The 16,704-nt window shown below is 60.1% G+C and carries 17 protein-coding genes; 4 read left to right on the forward strand and 13 right to left on the reverse strand.

The genetic code is table 11. From position 1 onward, the window contains the following. Positions 1–1,212, forward strand: coding sequence for an ABC transporter substrate-binding protein (locus EDF71_RS20310; RefSeq protein WP_133858363.1), 1,212 nt, complete (start codon positions 1–3; stop codon positions 1,210–1,212). A gap of 671 nt (positions 1,213–1,883) precedes the next feature. Here EDF71_RS20310 and EDF71_RS25115 read toward each other — a convergent pair. Next, a complete protein-coding gene (locus tag EDF71_RS25115; RefSeq protein WP_166656598.1) occupies positions 1,884–2,075 on the reverse strand; it encodes a hypothetical protein in 192 nt (63 codons plus the stop codon). Here EDF71_RS25115 and EDF71_RS20315 point away from each other — a divergent pair. After that, entirely contained in the window at positions 2,074–3,597 is a 1,524-nt protein-coding gene (locus EDF71_RS20315; protein WP_166656599.1) for an IPTL-CTERM sorting domain-containing protein, read from the forward strand. The two genes, EDF71_RS25115 and EDF71_RS20315, sit on opposite strands and share 2 nt — an antisense overlap. 327 nt (positions 3,598–3,924) lie before the next feature. Next, the gene (locus EDF71_RS20320; protein ID WP_133858365.1) at positions 3,925–4,506 is read left to right on the forward strand and encodes a hypothetical protein; all 582 of its coding nucleotides are present in this window, start codon (positions 3,925–3,927) and stop codon (positions 4,504–4,506) included. Positions 4,507–4,903: 397 nt separating this feature from the next. Here EDF71_RS20320 and EDF71_RS20325 read toward each other — a convergent pair whose 3' ends face one another. The 3 genes from EDF71_RS20325 to EDF71_RS20335 are packed head-to-tail and all read right to left on the reverse strand — an operon-like array spanning position 4,904 to position 9,467. Next, positions 4,904–6,004: a siderophore-interacting protein gene (locus EDF71_RS20325; RefSeq protein WP_133858366.1), complete on the reverse strand. Its 1,101-nt coding sequence runs from the start codon at positions 6,002–6,004 to the stop codon at positions 4,904–4,906. Beyond that, positions 6,001–7,287 carry an MFS transporter gene (locus EDF71_RS20330; protein WP_133858367.1) on the reverse strand — a complete coding sequence of 429 codons (1,287 nt, stop codon included), beginning with the start codon at positions 7,285–7,287 and terminating at the stop codon, positions 6,001–6,003. The genes EDF71_RS20325 and EDF71_RS20330 overlap by 4 nt, the downstream gene beginning before the upstream one ends. Then, positions 7,287–9,467, reverse strand: coding sequence for a TonB-dependent receptor (locus EDF71_RS20335; protein ID WP_166656600.1), 2,181 nt, complete (start codon positions 9,465–9,467; stop codon positions 7,287–7,289). The genes EDF71_RS20330 and EDF71_RS20335 overlap by 1 nt, the downstream gene beginning before the upstream one ends. A 179-nt stretch (positions 9,468–9,646) precedes the next feature. Here EDF71_RS20335 and EDF71_RS20340 point away from each other — a divergent pair, with 179 nt between their 5' ends. Then, positions 9,647–10,354 carry a Crp/Fnr family transcriptional regulator gene (locus tag EDF71_RS20340; RefSeq protein WP_133858369.1) on the forward strand — a complete coding sequence of 236 codons (708 nt, stop codon included), beginning with the start codon at positions 9,647–9,649 and terminating at the stop codon, positions 10,352–10,354. A 485-nt stretch (positions 10,355–10,839) separates the two neighbouring features. Here EDF71_RS20340 and EDF71_RS20345 read toward each other — a convergent pair whose 3' ends face one another. The 9 genes from EDF71_RS20345 to EDF71_RS20385 form a co-directional block, all read right to left on the reverse strand. After that, a complete protein-coding gene (locus EDF71_RS20345; RefSeq protein WP_133858370.1) occupies positions 10,840–11,334 on the reverse strand; it encodes a hypothetical protein in 495 nt (164 codons plus the stop codon). 243 nt (positions 11,335–11,577) lie between these two features. After that, the gene (locus EDF71_RS20350; RefSeq protein ID WP_133858371.1) at positions 11,578–12,234 is read right to left on the reverse strand and encodes an SOS response-associated peptidase family protein; all 657 of its coding nucleotides are present in this window, start codon (positions 12,232–12,234) and stop codon (positions 11,578–11,580) included. A 197-nt stretch (positions 12,235–12,431) separates the two neighbouring features. Next, positions 12,432–12,986, reverse strand: coding sequence for a hypothetical protein (locus EDF71_RS20355; RefSeq protein WP_133858372.1), 555 nt, complete (start codon positions 12,984–12,986; stop codon positions 12,432–12,434). Continuing rightward, positions 12,983–13,615 carry a glycoside hydrolase family protein gene (locus tag EDF71_RS20360; RefSeq protein WP_133858373.1) on the reverse strand — a complete coding sequence of 211 codons (633 nt, stop codon included), beginning with the start codon at positions 13,613–13,615 and terminating at the stop codon, positions 12,983–12,985. The genes EDF71_RS20355 and EDF71_RS20360 overlap by 4 nt, the downstream gene beginning before the upstream one ends. Then, a complete protein-coding gene (locus EDF71_RS20365) occupies positions 13,612–13,953 on the reverse strand; it encodes a hypothetical protein (RefSeq protein ID WP_133857783.1) in 342 nt (113 codons plus the stop codon). Before EDF71_RS20365 ends, EDF71_RS20360 begins: the two co-directional genes overlap by 4 nt. A 56-nt stretch (positions 13,954–14,009) precedes the next feature. Then, positions 14,010–14,453 (reverse strand): hypothetical protein, encoded by a 444-nt coding sequence (locus tag EDF71_RS20370; protein ID WP_133858374.1) that lies wholly within the window; start codon positions 14,451–14,453, stop codon positions 14,010–14,012. Further along, positions 14,450–15,085, reverse strand: coding sequence for a hypothetical protein (locus EDF71_RS20375; RefSeq protein ID WP_133858375.1), 636 nt, complete (start codon positions 15,083–15,085; stop codon positions 14,450–14,452). Before EDF71_RS20375 ends, EDF71_RS20370 begins: the two co-directional genes overlap by 4 nt. Further along, complete coding sequence (locus EDF71_RS20380) at positions 15,086–15,763, reverse strand: hypothetical protein (RefSeq protein WP_133858376.1); 678 nt, start codon at positions 15,761–15,763, stop codon at positions 15,086–15,088. Then, the gene (locus EDF71_RS20385; protein WP_133858377.1) at positions 15,760–16,701 is read right to left on the reverse strand and encodes a hypothetical protein; all 942 of its coding nucleotides are present in this window, start codon (positions 16,699–16,701) and stop codon (positions 15,760–15,762) included. Before EDF71_RS20385 ends, EDF71_RS20380 begins: the two co-directional genes overlap by 4 nt. Positions 16,702–16,704 lie beyond the last annotated feature (3 nt).

The raw sequence follows: 16,704 nt of genomic DNA on the forward strand, positions 1-16,704 counted from the left end.
ATGAAGTTCAGAACCAATTGTTTGACGACCCTGTTTGCATCTGCTGGCCTGGCCTCTGGCGCATGGGCGCAGGGCCTATCCGACAACGCCGTGCGCATAGGGGTGATCAGCGACACCTCCAGCGCCTACGCCGATATTGGTGGAAAGGGCACGGTCGCGGCGGCCACGATGGCCATCAAGGATTTTGGCGGCACGGTGCTGGGCAAGCCGATCGAGCTGCTGTCGGTGGACCACCAGAACAAGGCCGACATTGGCGCCACCCGCGCCCGCGAATGGTTTGACCGCGAGAACGTGGACATGGTCATCGGCCTGGGCAATACCGCCGTGCACAACGCGGTGGCCACCGTGGCCAAGGAAAAGAACAAGGTGCTGATCAACACCGAGGCGGGTTCGAGCTCGATCACCGGCGAGAACTGCGCGGCCAACATCGTGCACTACACCTACGACACCTATGCCACCGCCAACAGCACCGTGAAGGCGGTGACCGAGGGCGGCGCCAAGAGCTGGTACATCGTGGCGGTGGACTATGCCTTTGGCCAGGCGCTGTCCAACGACATCACGGCGGCCGTCGACAAGAACGGCGGCAAAGTGATCGGCACGGTCAAGCACCCGCTCAATGCGCCTGATTTCTCGTCCTACATGTTGACGGCGCAGGCCTCCAAGTCCGATGTGATTGCGCTGGCCAATGGCGTGAACGACACCATCAACTCCATCAAGAGCGCACGCCAGTTCGGCATCACCGACAAGCAAAAAGTGGCCGCCGCGCTGATGTTCATCTCGGACGTGCATGCGCTGGGCCTGAAGACCGCCCAGGGCATGTATGCGACGACTGCCTTCTACTGGGACCGCACGCCCGAGAGCCGCGCCTGGTCGCAAAAGTACTTCAAGGTCATGAACAAGATGCCGACCATGGCCCAGGCCGGCACCTACTCGGCGGTGATGCACTACCTCAGGGCGGTTGAAGCCGCCGGCACCGACGAGACCGGCGCAGTGATGACCGCGATGAAGAAGATGCCCATCAAGGACTTCTTCAGCGACGACGGCAAGATCCGCGAGGACGGCCGCATGGTGCATGACATGTACCTGGTGCAGGTCAAAAAGCCCGAAGAGTCCAAGGTTCCTTGGGACTACTACAAGATCATCGCCACGATTCCGGGCGAGCAGGCCTTCCGGCCACTGGCTGAGGGAAAGTGCCCCTTGGTCAAGTCCTGAACCCCAGCCAGCAATGCTGCGCCGCATCTGAGGGCGCAGCAGGAATGGCTGGCCTGACGCGCCGGCTTTGGCGTCTCTCAGGGAAGCTCCGCCACCTCCCTGCCGCGGTCTATGCGCGGACTCTGGCCATGCGCGCTCCTCGTATGGGACAAGACTTGTGCAGGCGGCTGCCAAGTATTGGGTTACTTGACGCAAGTTTTCTTTTGTGTGAATCGTAATAAGAAAACGTAGAATTTATCAAAGATAAAACAATTGTCAGCAAACATGATAGTTTTTATTGAATTACTATTAATAATTAATAGCAAATAACATGTTTGACATATAAAATCATAGCAACAAACGCAGCACCCATGAATCAATATTTAAATCTAGATGTTTATACATTACTTATATAATCACGCAATCAAGGCGTAATGATATTTACAGAATCATAAATCAAAGGTATTAAACATTCATTGACAATCCCTGCGAGGGCATGAAGGACGATGCTGACTACGATGTAATTCTTTGACGCCAAGGAGAACATCCATGTCATTATTTAAAAATATAAAATTATTTAAAATCGTACTTTTCATAATCGCGACCGCACCATTGGCACCCGCTGCAATGGCTGCATCCGGCGCAGCGCTTCCACGCTGTTCTGCCAGCGAGCAATCCTTTTATCTGACCCGTTACACATCGCCCAGCTCCACCGGCGTACCACCCACTGCCGTGCTGGATTTGGCCACCGCACCCGCCAGCGGCGCGGTGACCGTTTCACAAATATGGAGCGGCGCTGCCGCGCCCACCGTCTCTCCCCGCGAAATATCGGCCACGCCGCCCAGCCCGCCATTGCCAGCGGGTGCCTCTGTCGCGGGTGGCATGGGCAAGGATGGCTATATCTACAGCATGCGCGCGGTGGAAGGGGACAACAGCTGGGACAACAGCCCCGCTGCCAGTTGGACCAGCGGCGGCTGGCGCAGCCACACCCGCTACTACGAAATGCTGCGCTACGGCCGTGGTGGCGTGGACAACCTGGGCATCGTCTCCGGACTCGGCACCTACCAGACTGACCCCAGCGATTCGAGCACCGTCGTCAGCGGTGCGATTGACCTGCGCCTGGGGCCCAACTTCAATGCCGCCGATATCGATCCCGTCAGCGGCATCATGTACCTGGCGAACTTCCAGACCGGCGGCGCACTCAACCGAGTCTTCAAGATCGATGTGACGCAGACCCCGCCGCTGTATGTGGGCAGCTTGAATCTGTCGGGCAATATTCCCGGCGCGCAGTCAGGCGACTTTGCGATTGATGCCAGCGGACAATGGGCCTATGGCATTGCGACCACCGGCAACGCTTTTACCGGCAGCTCGGTTAGCTACCGTTTCAACCTCAGCTCTGGCGCGGTTGAGACACTGGCCGCGGTGGCACCCTCGCCCTTCAACACGCCGTTTGGCGCAGCAGCCCGGCTGCCTAATGCGTCGGACAAGCTGGCCTTCTATGGCCTGGGCACGCGGATCATGACCATTCCCGCCGGCACCGTGGCCCCCAGCCAAAGCACGCCAGGGGCTACCAGCGGCGATGCCGCCGCCTGCCTGCCCAAGCTGACCGCCACCCTGGTCTGCACACCCGATGCGCTGGTGGATGCAGCAGGCAATGTCTCCAACTGCACGGTCACCCTGGACCAGGCAGCGCCCGCTGGCGGCATGGCCATTGCTCTCAACCCACCGGCTGCCAACCCGCGCTACACCAGCAGTTGCGGCAGCTCTATCTTGGTAGTAGCCGGGCAGACGACGGCCAGTTGCAGCATCACCGCCACGCCCAACACCACGCCCGGTGATGGCGATGTGTCGGCCGCCATCGCGCTGGCCACGCCTGCCGCAACGGATGACTATGTGCTGGGCTCCCCGTCTGCTGCCGAGGTCACCATTCGCAACGACGATGTGGCGGTGACGCCGGTGGTCAACCTCAGTTGCACACCCAGCAGCCTGGTGGATTCTGCCGGTCAGGTCGCCACCTGCACCATCAGCCTGAGTGCAGCCGCGCCCGCTGGTGGCAGCAGCATCAGCCTCAGCCCTCCTACCGGCAGCACCCGCTACACCAGCAGTTGCAGCTCGCCAGTGCTCATCGCCGCAGGGGCGACGGAGAGCAGTTGCACGATCACCGCGACGCCCAATACCGTTGTAGGCGATGGCAGTGTCACCGCGCTGGTACAGCTGCTGGCCAGCCCCGGTTATGCGCTGGGGCCCAACAGCCAGGCCGGCGTGCAGGTCAATGATGATGACTCGCCTATCGTCAACCCCGGCGATGCCAAACGTGTGCCGACTTTGGGCCCCTGGGCGCTGGGTTGGATGGCACTGTTGATGGCGGTGGCGGGCGCGCTGTGGCTGCGCAGGCGCCAGGACTGAAGCTTGGTCTTTCAAAAAAGGGAGCGTTGGCTCCCTTTTTGTTATTTAGAAGATATCCAGCACCCTGCCTATTTATCCAATCAACAAATTTCTATAACAACTAAATCTATTTCAAGAAGCCTCCAAGCTTGCCCCTAGGTCCCGTATACGCAATGGCTTAGCGTTCTGAAACTACTGATTTCCACTTGATTCACCTCAATTCACATCAGAAAGATGCATTTTCAATAGGAATTTGAAGCGAGAGACCTAAAAATCTAAGAATATATCGATTGCCATTCAGGTTACATTTTGTTAATTTCCATCCCTTCAAACCAACGAGGGGATCTTATGAAGAAGTTATTGGCTTATCTCAGCATAGCCTGCAGTGTCTTGGCCTTCAGCGCCACTGCCAATGCTGTGCCTATGCAATGGACGGTCTCGGAGACTACCTTTGATGACGGAGGCACGGTGACTGGCTCTTTCGTGTACGACGCCGACACGAATATCTACAGCAATATCCGTCTGAAAACCACGACGGGAACCGTGGGCACTGCAGCCGATTTCCGCACGCAATGCACGACAGCGCACTGCCTGGCATCCTTGCCGCAATTACTGTTCATTGCCTCGTCCAACCAGGCCAATCTCAGCAATGTCCCGTTGTTGGATATCGAACCCTCTGCCCCGCTTACCAATACCCCTGGCACCGTAGATCTGGAATTTGGTATGTCCTTTCTGTGCAGCAATGCAGCATGCAGTGGAATCGGGGCTGGCTTGCGCGTTGCCTTCAGCGGGAAACTGACGGGCATCCTGTATGTAGCTCCCGCCGCACCCACCAGTGTTCCGACAAGCAGCCCCTTGGGACTGGGCCTCATGGGCATGCTGTTGACTGCGGCTGCTTGCATTTATCGCCGTCGTCGTTCTGGATACTGATGGCGCTTTTGCCAGCAGGTCGCGTCGTGACTCAGCTAGTTAGGAATCGGCACGCAGACACAAGCCCAGACTAGATTCGCATAGTGCGGCTCCCGCTCTGGACCAAGGATAGAAAAGAGCAGTGGCCGCCTTGTTCTCCGCCGTTTTGCGACCAGCCAGCGTGCCTTGACGGCAAACTGGCCATGGCAATAACTCCGCCGCAGTCACTTCAGCTAGCGAAAACGAGGTATCTGGCAGTGCTGCGGGCACGATGTTTTGTGCAAAGCGGGTGTTGCAGACAGATTGCTCATTAGGCCCCGACCAAGCATCCTGCGGTAAACAACACAGATGTAAGACTAGGCTTGAGATTGACGGCGTCGCAATCATCTCTCAAGCCTTATGTCGTGGGTTCTGGACATCAGCGCCAATAGGTATGCACCAGCGACTTGATCTGCACCGAGGACGGCAGCCGCCCCAGACTTCGGCGCACGGCCTGCGTCAACGGCAGCCCCCCTGCCACCCACAACACCGTATCGCCCTGCTCCCAATCCTGCAGCGCCAGCCACTGCAGCACTTGCGCAATCTCCAGCTGCGACGCACCGGGCACGCCGCCGCGCAACCAGGTGACCTGCATGCCGGCAAACGCCGGCGCCAACGCGGCTTGCTCCTGGGCATCCGACAACCAGAGCAGCAGAGCGGTGGATGGGCCCGCCAGCCGCGCCTGCGCAATGCGCGCCGCTGCGGGCAAGGCACAGGCGTCTGCCACCAACACGCAGTGCTTGGCTTGCGGCACCATGCCGCCGGCGGGGCTCAGTACCCCCACCTCGCTGCCCGGCTGCGCACTGGCGGCCCAGACGGCGCCGGGCCCTGCCATCTGTGGATCCCCATGGCCCATGCCATGGTGGAGCAAGGCATCGACCTCCAGCCAGCCCTCTTCGGGATCCATAGCGCTGATCGTGTAGGTGCGGCGCGCCAATGCCGGTTTGCCGACCGGCCAATGCAGGCGGTCGCCATCAACCAAGGTGGGCCATGCAGGTGCCTGGCCGGGCTCGGGCAAGAGCATGCGCACATGCAAGCCACCGGGGGCAAAGGCGCTGATGTCGCCCCCCGCCAGGCGGATGCGGCGCATGCGCGGCGATAGCGCCTGGTTGCTGAGCACGCGCATCACCTGCAGTTGGGCGGTGGCCGGCGGGGCATCGCCGTCCCAGACCACTTCCCAGCTGCCCTCCAGCCAAGCCATCTGGTCGGCAAACTCGGCCAGGTGCTCGGCCAAGGACAGCTGCATCAAGTCCCCCATGCGGGGCGCCACGGGTTGCAGCAGGCAGTCGATGCTGCTGGTACTGGTTTGCTGCAGCCTGACCATGCCCACATCGGCCAAGGCCAGCAACAAGGTGCCCGCTTGGGGCTGGGTCACGTCAATGCCCTCATAGCGCCAATGCTGCAGCAACCAATCCACAAAGGCGCTGGCTTGCGGCAGATGGATATGGGCCTTGCGCGAGAGATTCTGTGTTGAAGTCATGCGCGCCTCCCGGCATCGGCAGCCACTTGTGCATGGCGCCGCAGCAGTGCGGCCGTGGCCAGCCAGCAGCCCAGGGCAATCACCGTCGCAATCGCAAACAGACCGGAAAACTCGAAGTGCTTCGCAATAAAGCCACCGGCCATCGCGCTCAGCATGTAGCTCAGCAACTCGGCGCAGACAAAGATGGAGAAATCCGTGCCCGGCTGACGGCGACTGGACGAGGCCATGAACAGCGCATACAGCGCCACCATCTCCATATAGCGCTGCACGCTCAAGCCCACGGCCAAAACAGCCAAGGAGGTAGTGCCGCCCAGCCAATGCAGCGAATGCGCCAGGAACAAGGCAAAGGCCAGCACGCGCAAGGCGCTCAAGCCCAGCAGCACCTGGCTGCGGCTGCGCTGCTGCAACCACTGCGCCGCCAGCCAGCTGCCCACCAGGCCAGCCAAGGCAGCACCGCTGCCGGCAATCACGCCCACTTCGCTCAAGCTCAGGCCGCTGTGCAGCAGGTAGCTGCTTTCCATCGAGCGCAGCATGCCTTCGCTCAGCCGGTACACCACGGCCAAGCCCAGGATGGCCCAGACACCGGGGCGCGCAAAAAGCTGCTTGATGCTGGGGCGCAGGGGCGCTGCGGCAGCGCCGCCTTGCGCATCGTCCTCCAGGCCCAGGGGCAAGCCCTCGTCCATCCACGGCAGCGCCAACAGGGGCAGCAAAGACAGCCCGCCCATCAACAGCATGGTGGCTTGCCAGCCCCATTGATCGACCAGGGCCATGGCCAAGGTGCCGCCCAGCAGCACGCCGCCGGCCACCGATGCGGCCTGGATCGCATTGCCCCGGCCCAGCTCATCGCTGCGCAGCTGCTGCGTGGCATAGCCGTCGGTGGCAATGTCTTGCGTGGCGATGCTGAGCGCCAGGCACATGCCAATGCAGACAATGGTGATGATGGAGGCCTGGGGCCCGACCCAGGCCAGGGCCCCGATGGACAGCACCGATGCCAGCTGGGTGCAGACAATCCAGCCCCGGCGGTGGCCCCAGCGCAATGGGCGCAAGCGGTCTACCCAAGGCGCCCACAAAAACTTCAGCACCAGGGGCAGCATCAAGATGGACAGCATGCCCACCTGCTGCAAAGGCATGCCGGCAGCGCGCAATGCGGCAGGCACGGTCATGATCATCAAATACGACGGCACGCCCTGCGCAATGTAGAGCGCTACCAGTACCGCCCAAAACTGCCAGGGGCGCTGAGCAACGTTAACGCCCTCCACCTGGTTGTGCACACCTGCAGCCATCAGTATTCAACGCTGTAGTTGAGCGAGAAGGTGCGACCACGGCCGTAGAAGGCAAAGGTTTGTGGCGACACCGCACCCACGCCGTACAAGGCCATGGCGCGCTGCGACCAGGTCGTCAGGTACTGCTTGTCCAACAGGTTCTGGATACCGACATTGAGGCGGCCCACCGGCAGCTTCACGCCGCCCATCAGGTCCAGCACCGTGAAGCCATCAATCTTGCCCGCGCTGTCATCCTTGAGCGTGAACATGTGCGAGGCTTGCAAGCGCAGCTGCCAGGGGCTGGGGTTCCACTGCACATAGGTCGACAGCTTGGAGGGGCTCGCCGTCATGATGGACTGCTTGGCCCAGCTGCCGTCCTGCCGCGTCTCTGACCGGATCCACAGCGCATTGCCACCCAAGGCCCAGTTCTTGGCGACGGCCACGTCCAGGCTGCCTTCCCAGCCGTAGTTGCGCCGCTTCTCATCGAGCACATTGATGGTCACATTGTTGTTGGCGTTGTTGAGCTGCAAGGTCTGATCCGACCAGGCATAGAACAGCGCAGACTGCAGCTTGACCGCACCGCTGGCCTGCTTGAAGCCCCATTCCACCTGCCGTGTCTTGATGCCTTGCAGCGGAGAGCTTTTCGGATCGATGCCGCTGACCAGTTGCCAATGCGTGCCATTGGCCTGGTAGTTGCCTTGGCCGTAGTACTTGCCGGGGTCCGGCAGCTCAAAGCCTTCGGCGTAGTTGAGCCAGGTGCTGCGGGCGGCATCGATCTGGTAGCGGGCGCCCAGGTTGAACAGGCTCACGTTGTAGCTGTTCTTGCCGCCGGGGATGGCATCGGCCGAGTTGCCACGGCCCAGCAGCATGTAGAGCTGCTGGGTGTAGCCCACAAAATCGTCCACCTGCAGGTCCGTGCTTTGGTAGCGCAGGCCGCCGTTCAGGCTCCACTGCGGGTTCAGCTTCCATTCGGCCTGGGCAAAGGCTGCAGCGGTATTGACGCGGTAGCCTGGGTAGCGGCCGGTGCTGCCGATTTGCCGGTTGACCATGCCGCCGCTGGCCAGCGCCTGCGCGGTATCGAACACCGTGGCACTGCCATCAAAGCTCTCGCGGTCCCAATCCAGGCCATAGCGCACACTCAGGTCACCCCAGGACTTGGCCAGCGCGGCCTTCAGGCCCCAGGTGTCGGTGTTCTGGTGGGAGGCGGTCACGACGGAGCTGGGGAACGGCGCAAAGTCCAGCTTCTCCTGGCGCCAGAAGGCCTGCAGATACAGGTCCTGGTCGCCCCAGACCTTGGCGGCATGGTAGTCAGCATTGAACATGGCCCGCTCGGTCTGCGGCATCACATCGCTGACAAAGCCGCCGCGCTGCTCCAGCAGCTCGGGCTTGCCACCCATGATGCCCACCAGGTTGGGGCCGCCATACAGGTAGGAGGAGCCATCAAAGCGGTTGCGGTAGTACTGCGCGGTCAGCCCCAGACTCTGCTCGGGGCTGATCTTGATCTGCACATTGCCCAGCACGTCCACACCCTTGGTGTTCTGGGCATCGGTCTGGGCAATATCGGTGCGCACCGGCTTGCCCTTGCCGTCGTAGTAACTGCCATTGTTTTGCAGCGCAATGCCCAGGCGCGCCTGCACCTGCTCATTGCCGCCGGCAATGGATTGGGCCAAGCGGTACTGGTGGTCGCGCGAGCCCTGGAAGCCGGAGGTGACCCCCACTTCGCTGCCCAGCTGCAGGCCAGCGGCGCTGCCTTTTTTGGTGATGATGTTGACGATACCGCCGGTGGCACCGCCACCGTACAAGGCGCTGGCGCCTGACAGTACCTCGATGCGCTCGATATTGAACGCATCAATCGCATCCAGCTGCCGGGCCGTGCCGCGCGAGCTGTTGAGCGACACGCCATCGACCATGACCAGCATGGTGCGCCCACGCAGGTTCTGACCAAAATTGCTGCGCGACTGCCCGCCCAGGTCGATCCCCGGCACCAGCTGCCCCAGGGCCTCGGCCACACTTTTGCCTGCCGTCACTTGCTGCTGCAGCTGTTCGCTGTCGATGACCTGGGTGGTCTGCGCCAACTCGCTGCGGATGCTGGGTGCGGCCGATGCCACCACATGCTGCACCGCCAAGTGGGTGTCCGCCTCGGCACCATCAGCCTCTGCGGCCGCAGCCACCGTCTGTGCCTGCGCACTGCTGGCCAGCACCCCGATAGCCAGGCTGATGGGCGCGATCGCCCATGTAGCACCCCAATTGTTCCGCTGACTCGCGACTGACCGCCCCTGATTCTGCATAGCTACGCCTTTTGTTCTCTTACAACGACAGCGGAAAAGCTTAATTGGAAGAGAATGGGAAGTCTTTTCTCTTGAGAACAATTCTCATTTAAATGAAACCCAAGGCCGCATTTCTCAGCAAGGACCAGGTGCTCAGCCAGTGGCAGCACTGCATGTGGGCGCATACGGTGAGCGAAGCACAGGCGCAAGCGCTGGTGCACGCCCACCTGCAGGTGCGCCATGTGCATGCGGGCCAGTACCTGTGGAAGGCAGGCGACATCCCCACGGGCTGGACCGGTGTCACGCGCGGCGCAGCCAAAATCTGCGTGCCCACGCCCGATGGCCGCTCCATCACCTTGTGCGGCTACGCCGGCAGCTGGTTTGGCGAAACCTACTTGCTACGCCCGCACATGGCCATGGACTGCGATGCCATCGCCTTGCATGACCTGACCATGCTTACATTGCCTGCGCACGCCTTCCACGCGCTGCGCCAGCAATCTGCCACCTTCAGCCAGTTTTTGCTGGAGCTGATGGCCGAGCGAAGCCACCAACTGATGCGTCTGCTGACCGCCAAGCAATGCCTGAGCGTCACCGGCCGGGTCGCCCAAAGCCTGGGCTCACTGATCACACCGCTGAACTTTCCCTTCCCCGATGCCGGCTTGCTCAACATCACCCAAAGCGAGCTGGCCGACTTTTGCCAGGTCTCCCGCGCCCGCTTCAATGAAGCGCTGCTGCAGCTGGAAAAGCAAGATTTGCTGGAGGTGGGTTACCGTACGGTGCTGTTGAAGGATATTGAGGGGTTGAGGCGCTACGAATACTGATGCGCTTTGTGGCTTTTGTCAGTCATTGGCCATGGCCGCCGCGATCGCCCAAGCTGCAGCTGATACACAGCACTGATGGAGATGGGATAACAGGATTCGAGCTCGGCATTCAGCGGTTTACTGGCGCTGGCAACAATGCCGATGCCTAAAAGAAAAAGCGCTCACTGAATACCAGTGAGCGCTTTTTTTTGGCTTGAATGGTGGAGCTGGCGGGAATTGAACCCGCGTCCGATATAGCAGCCATGCGGGTTCCAAGAGATCGGTGTGAATTCGGTGTGATTTAAGCACCTCAACACCAATTTGTGCGCGACTGATGATCGGTGAACGACTCCGTCACCCCTCAACAACAATGCCCCATAGTGTGTATCATTTTGCAACCACACAGGGTAGCGCGAACTGCTGGCATGCGCCGATAGCATTGGTGCAATTATTCTTGCCTTCCCTACCCAATCTGCACATTTCATTTGCACTCTTGCGGCTGAGCCTTACCTGGGCCGGTCATTCGCATAGGGCGGCCGCTTCACCTTCGCGTACTCCCTATCCAGCCAGGCTGACATCCCGCGCAGTGCCGCAGTGACCGCCGATGGATTGCGCCCGCAGATCCAAGTTTGTGGCCACCGGTTGAGCTCCCCTTCGTCCCATTGCTCCCCGCGCAGCAGCATGGTGCCGTCCTCTCGCTTCTTCCAGACTTCAACCTGTTCCAGCGGATAGCTCACCAGCTTCATCAAATCTGATCGCTTGTAGATCGCGGACTGGTATCCGTTGAAGGGCGTTTTTGACGAAATCACCACGCCAAAGATCGGGGCCCTGACAGTCAGGAGTGGGGAACACAGATACGTTCCGCAGAACTGCAACGGCAACACATACAAATCCACCCCGACCCGTTGGCGGCCATCCAAATCAGCTTGGCTCCCCGGGGCCGCAATGCTCCCGTAGTAGCCCGGCAGATCTGTGTACTCAAAATTCCTGACTGCTTCCATAGCTCGCTCCATTTACTGTATAAATATACAGTCTTTGGAGATGACTATGGTTCAATCAAGATACTGGCGGTGGCACGTTAGGGATGATGAGGAATGGTCACAGACCGAGGATCACCATCGCTGGGACGGCATCAAGCTGGATCGGCCCGAGGCCATGCCAGTCCTGGGGTCGATGGTGCTGCACTCGGTTTCGGTCGCGGTGGACAAGGATCTGTACGACAGCATTGCGCCTGATGTGCCGTTCTAGGCCGGCCCTGCCGCGAACACTTCGACCGGCGCCAGTCTCACCAGCGCCTGGGCGTCCTTGACCGATCCTTCCAGCCATTGATCCACATCGGCCAGCTCAATCGGGATCACGCTGCGTTTGTCTTGCTTGTCAGGTGCCAGCTTCGGATCTGGCTTGTGCATGCGGTTCATCAATGGGTGTTCGTCGGCATTGAGCGTGAGCATGGTGTAGCTCTCGATCAGCTCGCCAGTCGCTGGATCCTTCCAGGTGTTCCACAGCCCCGCCAAGCCCCACGGGTCGCCGTCGGCCCGACCAAACCTCCACCACACGTTCTTCCCGCTCTCCCAGTTTGGCTCATCAAAGGTCGTCGCAGGGATGATGCAGCGCTGGCCGCGCTTCCACGGGTCTTTGAAGCTGGCTTTGTCCGCCACCTCCTCAGCCCGTGCATTGTTGGTGCTGTACTTGATGTCGGGCGTCTTGCTGAACCAGGGGATCAAGCCCCATCGCCCCACGGCCAGTTCCTTGCTGTAGCCGGGATCATCCACGGCGCGCCGGATGAATCCGCCAGGTGAGCGCGGGAACACATCGCGGGCACCCAGCCCCAACTGCCGGGGGTTCAGCCGCCAGTACTGCTGGATGTAGCCTTCATCGGGTGAGTGGTAGCGATTGCACATTGCTTGCTCCAGGAAAGTCGGCCAACGAAAAAGGCCCCTAGTTATGATCTAGAGGCCTTATCGGGCGAAAGGGCCGCAGGGCCCAAAATCACCAACAGTCATTGGCACCGACTGAGAACAGTGTATGGCTCAACCGCCAAAAACACAAACGAAAAAAGAGCCTCCCCAGTGCCGCAGTGGCGCCGGGGAGGCTCTTTCTATTTCTGGCTGCAGGCCTGGTCGCTGTCGTCACCGCTCAGCCGGCGCTCAATGTTCACCTGGTCGCACAGCGCGGCTACTTCGGCGTCTCGTCGCTTAAGGTCGCCTCCGAGGCTTGCGACCACGCCGAGGCCTTCTGCAAGCTGGCGGTCGAGGGCTGCGGCTTTATCTGCAAGATCGCTGCGGGCAGCGGCGTCGGCTTGGGCTTGCGCGCGATAAGTGGCACTTCGGCTGTCGGTGTCGCGGTGCAGGCGCTCAGCACGGGCAAGCTCAGCGCGCTCATCAACATCAATGCCAGTCTTGAGGTTCGCCAGGCGGTCGGCGTTGTAGATCGTGTCTTGGGCATGCTTGCTTTCCAGTTTGGCGGTGTTGGCTTCGTCGGTTCGTGCGGCTTCGGCCCGGGTTGCCGTACCCTGGGCCTTCTCGGCGCGCAGCTCGGCAATGGTCTTGCCGGCCTGCCAGCCATTGACCACCCAGCCAGAGGCAAATAGGGCTAAACCTACCAGGGCGTATGCGTAAACCCTCCAGGTATTTGTATAAACCCCCAAGGTCATAATCCCACCTCGCAGATCTCGCCGTTGGCATCACCCCGGGCCTGCAGGCCCGGCAGCACCACAGACACCCCATTGACCGTGCCACGGTTCCAGCGCGGGTTTTCGCGGCATGCACCCACCACATCCCCGGCATTGGCCTTGCGCAGTAGGGTCGAGGCGTACAGAGCGCCCTCGCCTTTGTTGTGGATGAAGTCGATAAACACGGCCTGCTGCAGCGGGGTGTAGGTAGACCAGAGCCGGAATAGACCCATGGCCGTGCGCTCGGCGGCCAGGTAGCGGCTGCGCTCGAGCGCGTAGCAGTCGGCCGGCGTGTAGTACCGGCCAGCCACCACGGCGCGGCCCGTGATCCCGTTGCACACAGTCAGCGGCTGGCCCTTGCCCAGCTTGTCCACGTAGGGCGTGCCAATGTGGCGGTAGCTGCTCTCGTAGTAGCTGCCCATCACCATGGCGATCTTGACCGCCTGAGATGTGCCGGTGTCCGCGGCCACGGCCTGGATGTACTGATTCTGCTCGGCCATGGCCTGGGCTGCTGCCTTGTCGCGCTCAAGCGCCACATAGCCGCCACCCCCAGCCGTCAGCACAACAAGGGCCACCAGGCCGGCGCGCAATGCATTTGGAATCTTGCTCATGACAGGTCCGCCCTTTGCGTTTCGCTCATCTGGCGGTACTCGTCCAGCGTGATGATGCGCGGGCCCTTGCGCGGCTTGATCCAGCCCCAGCGCTCAAACGCCGGCCGCCACAGCTTCTTCCAGAACCACTCGCAGATGAGCAGCCCCGTGTAGAGCACGGCCACAATCGAGGCGATGGTGCCCCATGGAATGGAGTTGACCCAGTACCAGGTTTCGAAGCTGGAATTGACGGTGGCCGCCTGGGCGATCTTGTCTGCCACATCGGCTTGCGCAGCCGTGGCCAACGTCACCGCACTTGTCGCCTTTGCAATCGGCATGCTGATGTCTGTGCTCTGCATCGAGAGACTCCCTCAGAAATAAGAAAACCCGCCGAAGCGGGTTGTGTTGTGTGTTGTCAGTAGAGGGTTACTCGACGGCAGTGATGACGATGCCAGCGAAGTCCATATGGGCTTCGGGCGGCAGGCCGCTGTTGATTAGCTCGGGGGGTGACCTCCCAGCGCTTGCTGTCGTTCATGGCGGCCACGAACTGCGCGCTGCCGTCGACAAACTTGATGTCGATGTGACGCATCAATCCGTCTGTGCTGCGCATGGGCATGGCGAATTCCTCACCAAAGCCCGGCACGCGCTGGCCCTGCCACTGCAGCTCCACATCAATGGTCACAGCAGAGCCCACTGGCAGTTTCATGGTGCGGAAGTCGGGCGCAATCACGGCGCGCGCGGCGTTGACCTCGTCCACGGTAATGCCAGTGATGACCACAGCCGGCAGGATAGCGGGCTCTGGCGCTGGCGTATCAAGCGCCACAATAACAAGCCCTCCGTTTTGCTGTTGATTGCTCATTTCGTCTCCCGCAGCATGTATGCAAAGGTGCCCACGGTCGTAGCGACTGTCAGTGGTGTGTAGAAGACTTGCAGTGATCTTTTAAATTCAACGCCCTCTTCTGGAAGTGCTGTATATGCGGCAATGTTGGAGGCTCCATTATCTGTCGTCCAATTGATTGCTGAACCAACAACAATTGCAGCGTAATTGGCATTCACAGTGCCGACAGTCTTATCGAAAATGGAACGACCATCAATTAGGACTTCCAGTCGCCCACCGCTTGCTGCGGCTTTAATCACGCCCAAATATTGCACAAGCCCCCGACCAGTAACATTTAGTAGATTGGTACGGGTATTAACTGTAATGTTCATATTCAACTTTGTTGCACCATTTGCAAATCTGTCTGCGGTACTGCTCAGATTGTTGATATCAATATATGTTGTCAGCGCAGTGACTCGGCGATAACTAGCTGCCATGTAGTTGGTTATATCGTTTGCAGGATCAACAGTACCCGCTCCCGTTGCTGTCGTGCGCCGGTACACCTCGCCATCGAGTGGAGAGATAACCAAGCCCCACTGCGGAACAGGAACGCCCGAGATCCAAAGATTGGCGCCACTACCGCCGCCCGAGTTAAAGATTTCTGAGAACAGCATTTAGATCCACCCCAAGTCGTTGTCTTCAAATTGCACGTCTGCCGCAGCGCCATTTGTGTCAAGAGTGAGCATTGCTGCAGGCTTGCCGCGCACCAGCACTGCGCCAAAATCGATCCGCTGATTGCCCGTTCGGTCAACGCACAACATGAAGCCAAATCGGTCGCCTTTGTTTGCTCCGACTGGGGCTGTGAGCGTGACGTTAGGCCCAACGATCAGATACTTCACACCTGCAATGCCAGTCGTGTTTGCGGTGATCTTTTGCGTGACCACCTGCCCGCTGTCTAGCGATGTCCACGCTGTTGACACACCTGGCACATCAGCAGCCACGTTTGCAAGATTGCGCGTTAGCATCCAGAAGCGGCCCGCGTGCTTGACGGATGCAGGCATTGGCAGCGCACCCGCCAAGTCTGCATAGTTGCCTTTGAAGTTGGCCGCGCCCAGCACGATGTCCTGCACCTGGGCCGCATCGGTGGCCGCATCTACGGCGCGCTGGGCTTGCTCTTTGGCTGCAGTGGCATTGGTATGGGTTGCGTCCCCCATAGCCTGCATCTCGTCAACCATGACGACATAGGCCTTCGTCGTCAGAAATGCTGCGTTGTTGTATGCTGCATCGTCCATCTCCGGGGTTGGATACGGTGGCAGCGGCGTGATTGTTGGTACGACCACAATTTCTGTCATTGCAGCACCCCCTTTACATAAACGTTGAGATTCGTGAAATCGGTGATCTCTCGCGTGAAATCAGTCGAGACCAAGCCCACGGTGGACAAGAAGCGGTCACGATCCCGCGTGCTGGCGTATACGGAGACTGGCGTATTGGCCAGGCGCCGAACCACATCAAACAGCCGGTTGGCCTCGTTGGCGTCCACGATCACCGGGATGGAGACATTCACAGCTGAACCACGGGGCAAAAGCTCATAGGTGCCGTCGTCGTTGTCCTTGCGATAGGAGAAATTGACCATCTCCGCCCGGGCGCCGTACATGGCACCAGACTCCAGGCCGCGCGATGCGACGCCGAAGTTGATCCAGTCGCCGATATTGAAAAAGCCAATCCCGACCTCTGCGTCCACCGCATCCAGCACCGTCACGCGGATCACCGCATTGGGGTTCAGGGGCAGCTTGTCGAGCCGGTGCTTGGTGATCTGCAGCTTGCGGCCGAACCAGTAGCTTCTCCATCCAGCCGGCCGAACGCGCAGCGATACATCAACCGGATCGATGAGGTCAGCATCCGCCGGGAGTGGCCCGTCCTTGATAGAGATCTGCAGGCGCGAGCCCTTCAATCCCTCAAGATCCAGGCCATTGCAAAAGCCAGGCTTGATTACATAATCAACCTGGCCTTTTCTTCCGACTTGCTTGGTACTGATGTACTTGTCAAACGGGGCCCACCGGTTGGACGGCCGCATGTCTTGCCAGCTATTGGGGTCCTTGTCAGGTGTCTTTGCTGGGTCTGGAGGGACAAGCGTGCATTTCCATACACGCCTGTTGTACACCCTCTCATCCCCGACAGCCGCCACCGGGCTCGCACTCCAAGCCACCTCGCCCGCATCGGTGTCCACCTCTGGCACGGAGCCAGAGAGGAACATTTCTGCGCCGATAGTGATGGGCGATAAAACGATCATGGA

The sequence above is a fragment of the Comamonas sp. JUb58 genome (genome assembly GCF_004364775.1).
GTDB lineage: Bacteria > Pseudomonadota > Gammaproteobacteria > Burkholderiales > Burkholderiaceae_C > Comamonas.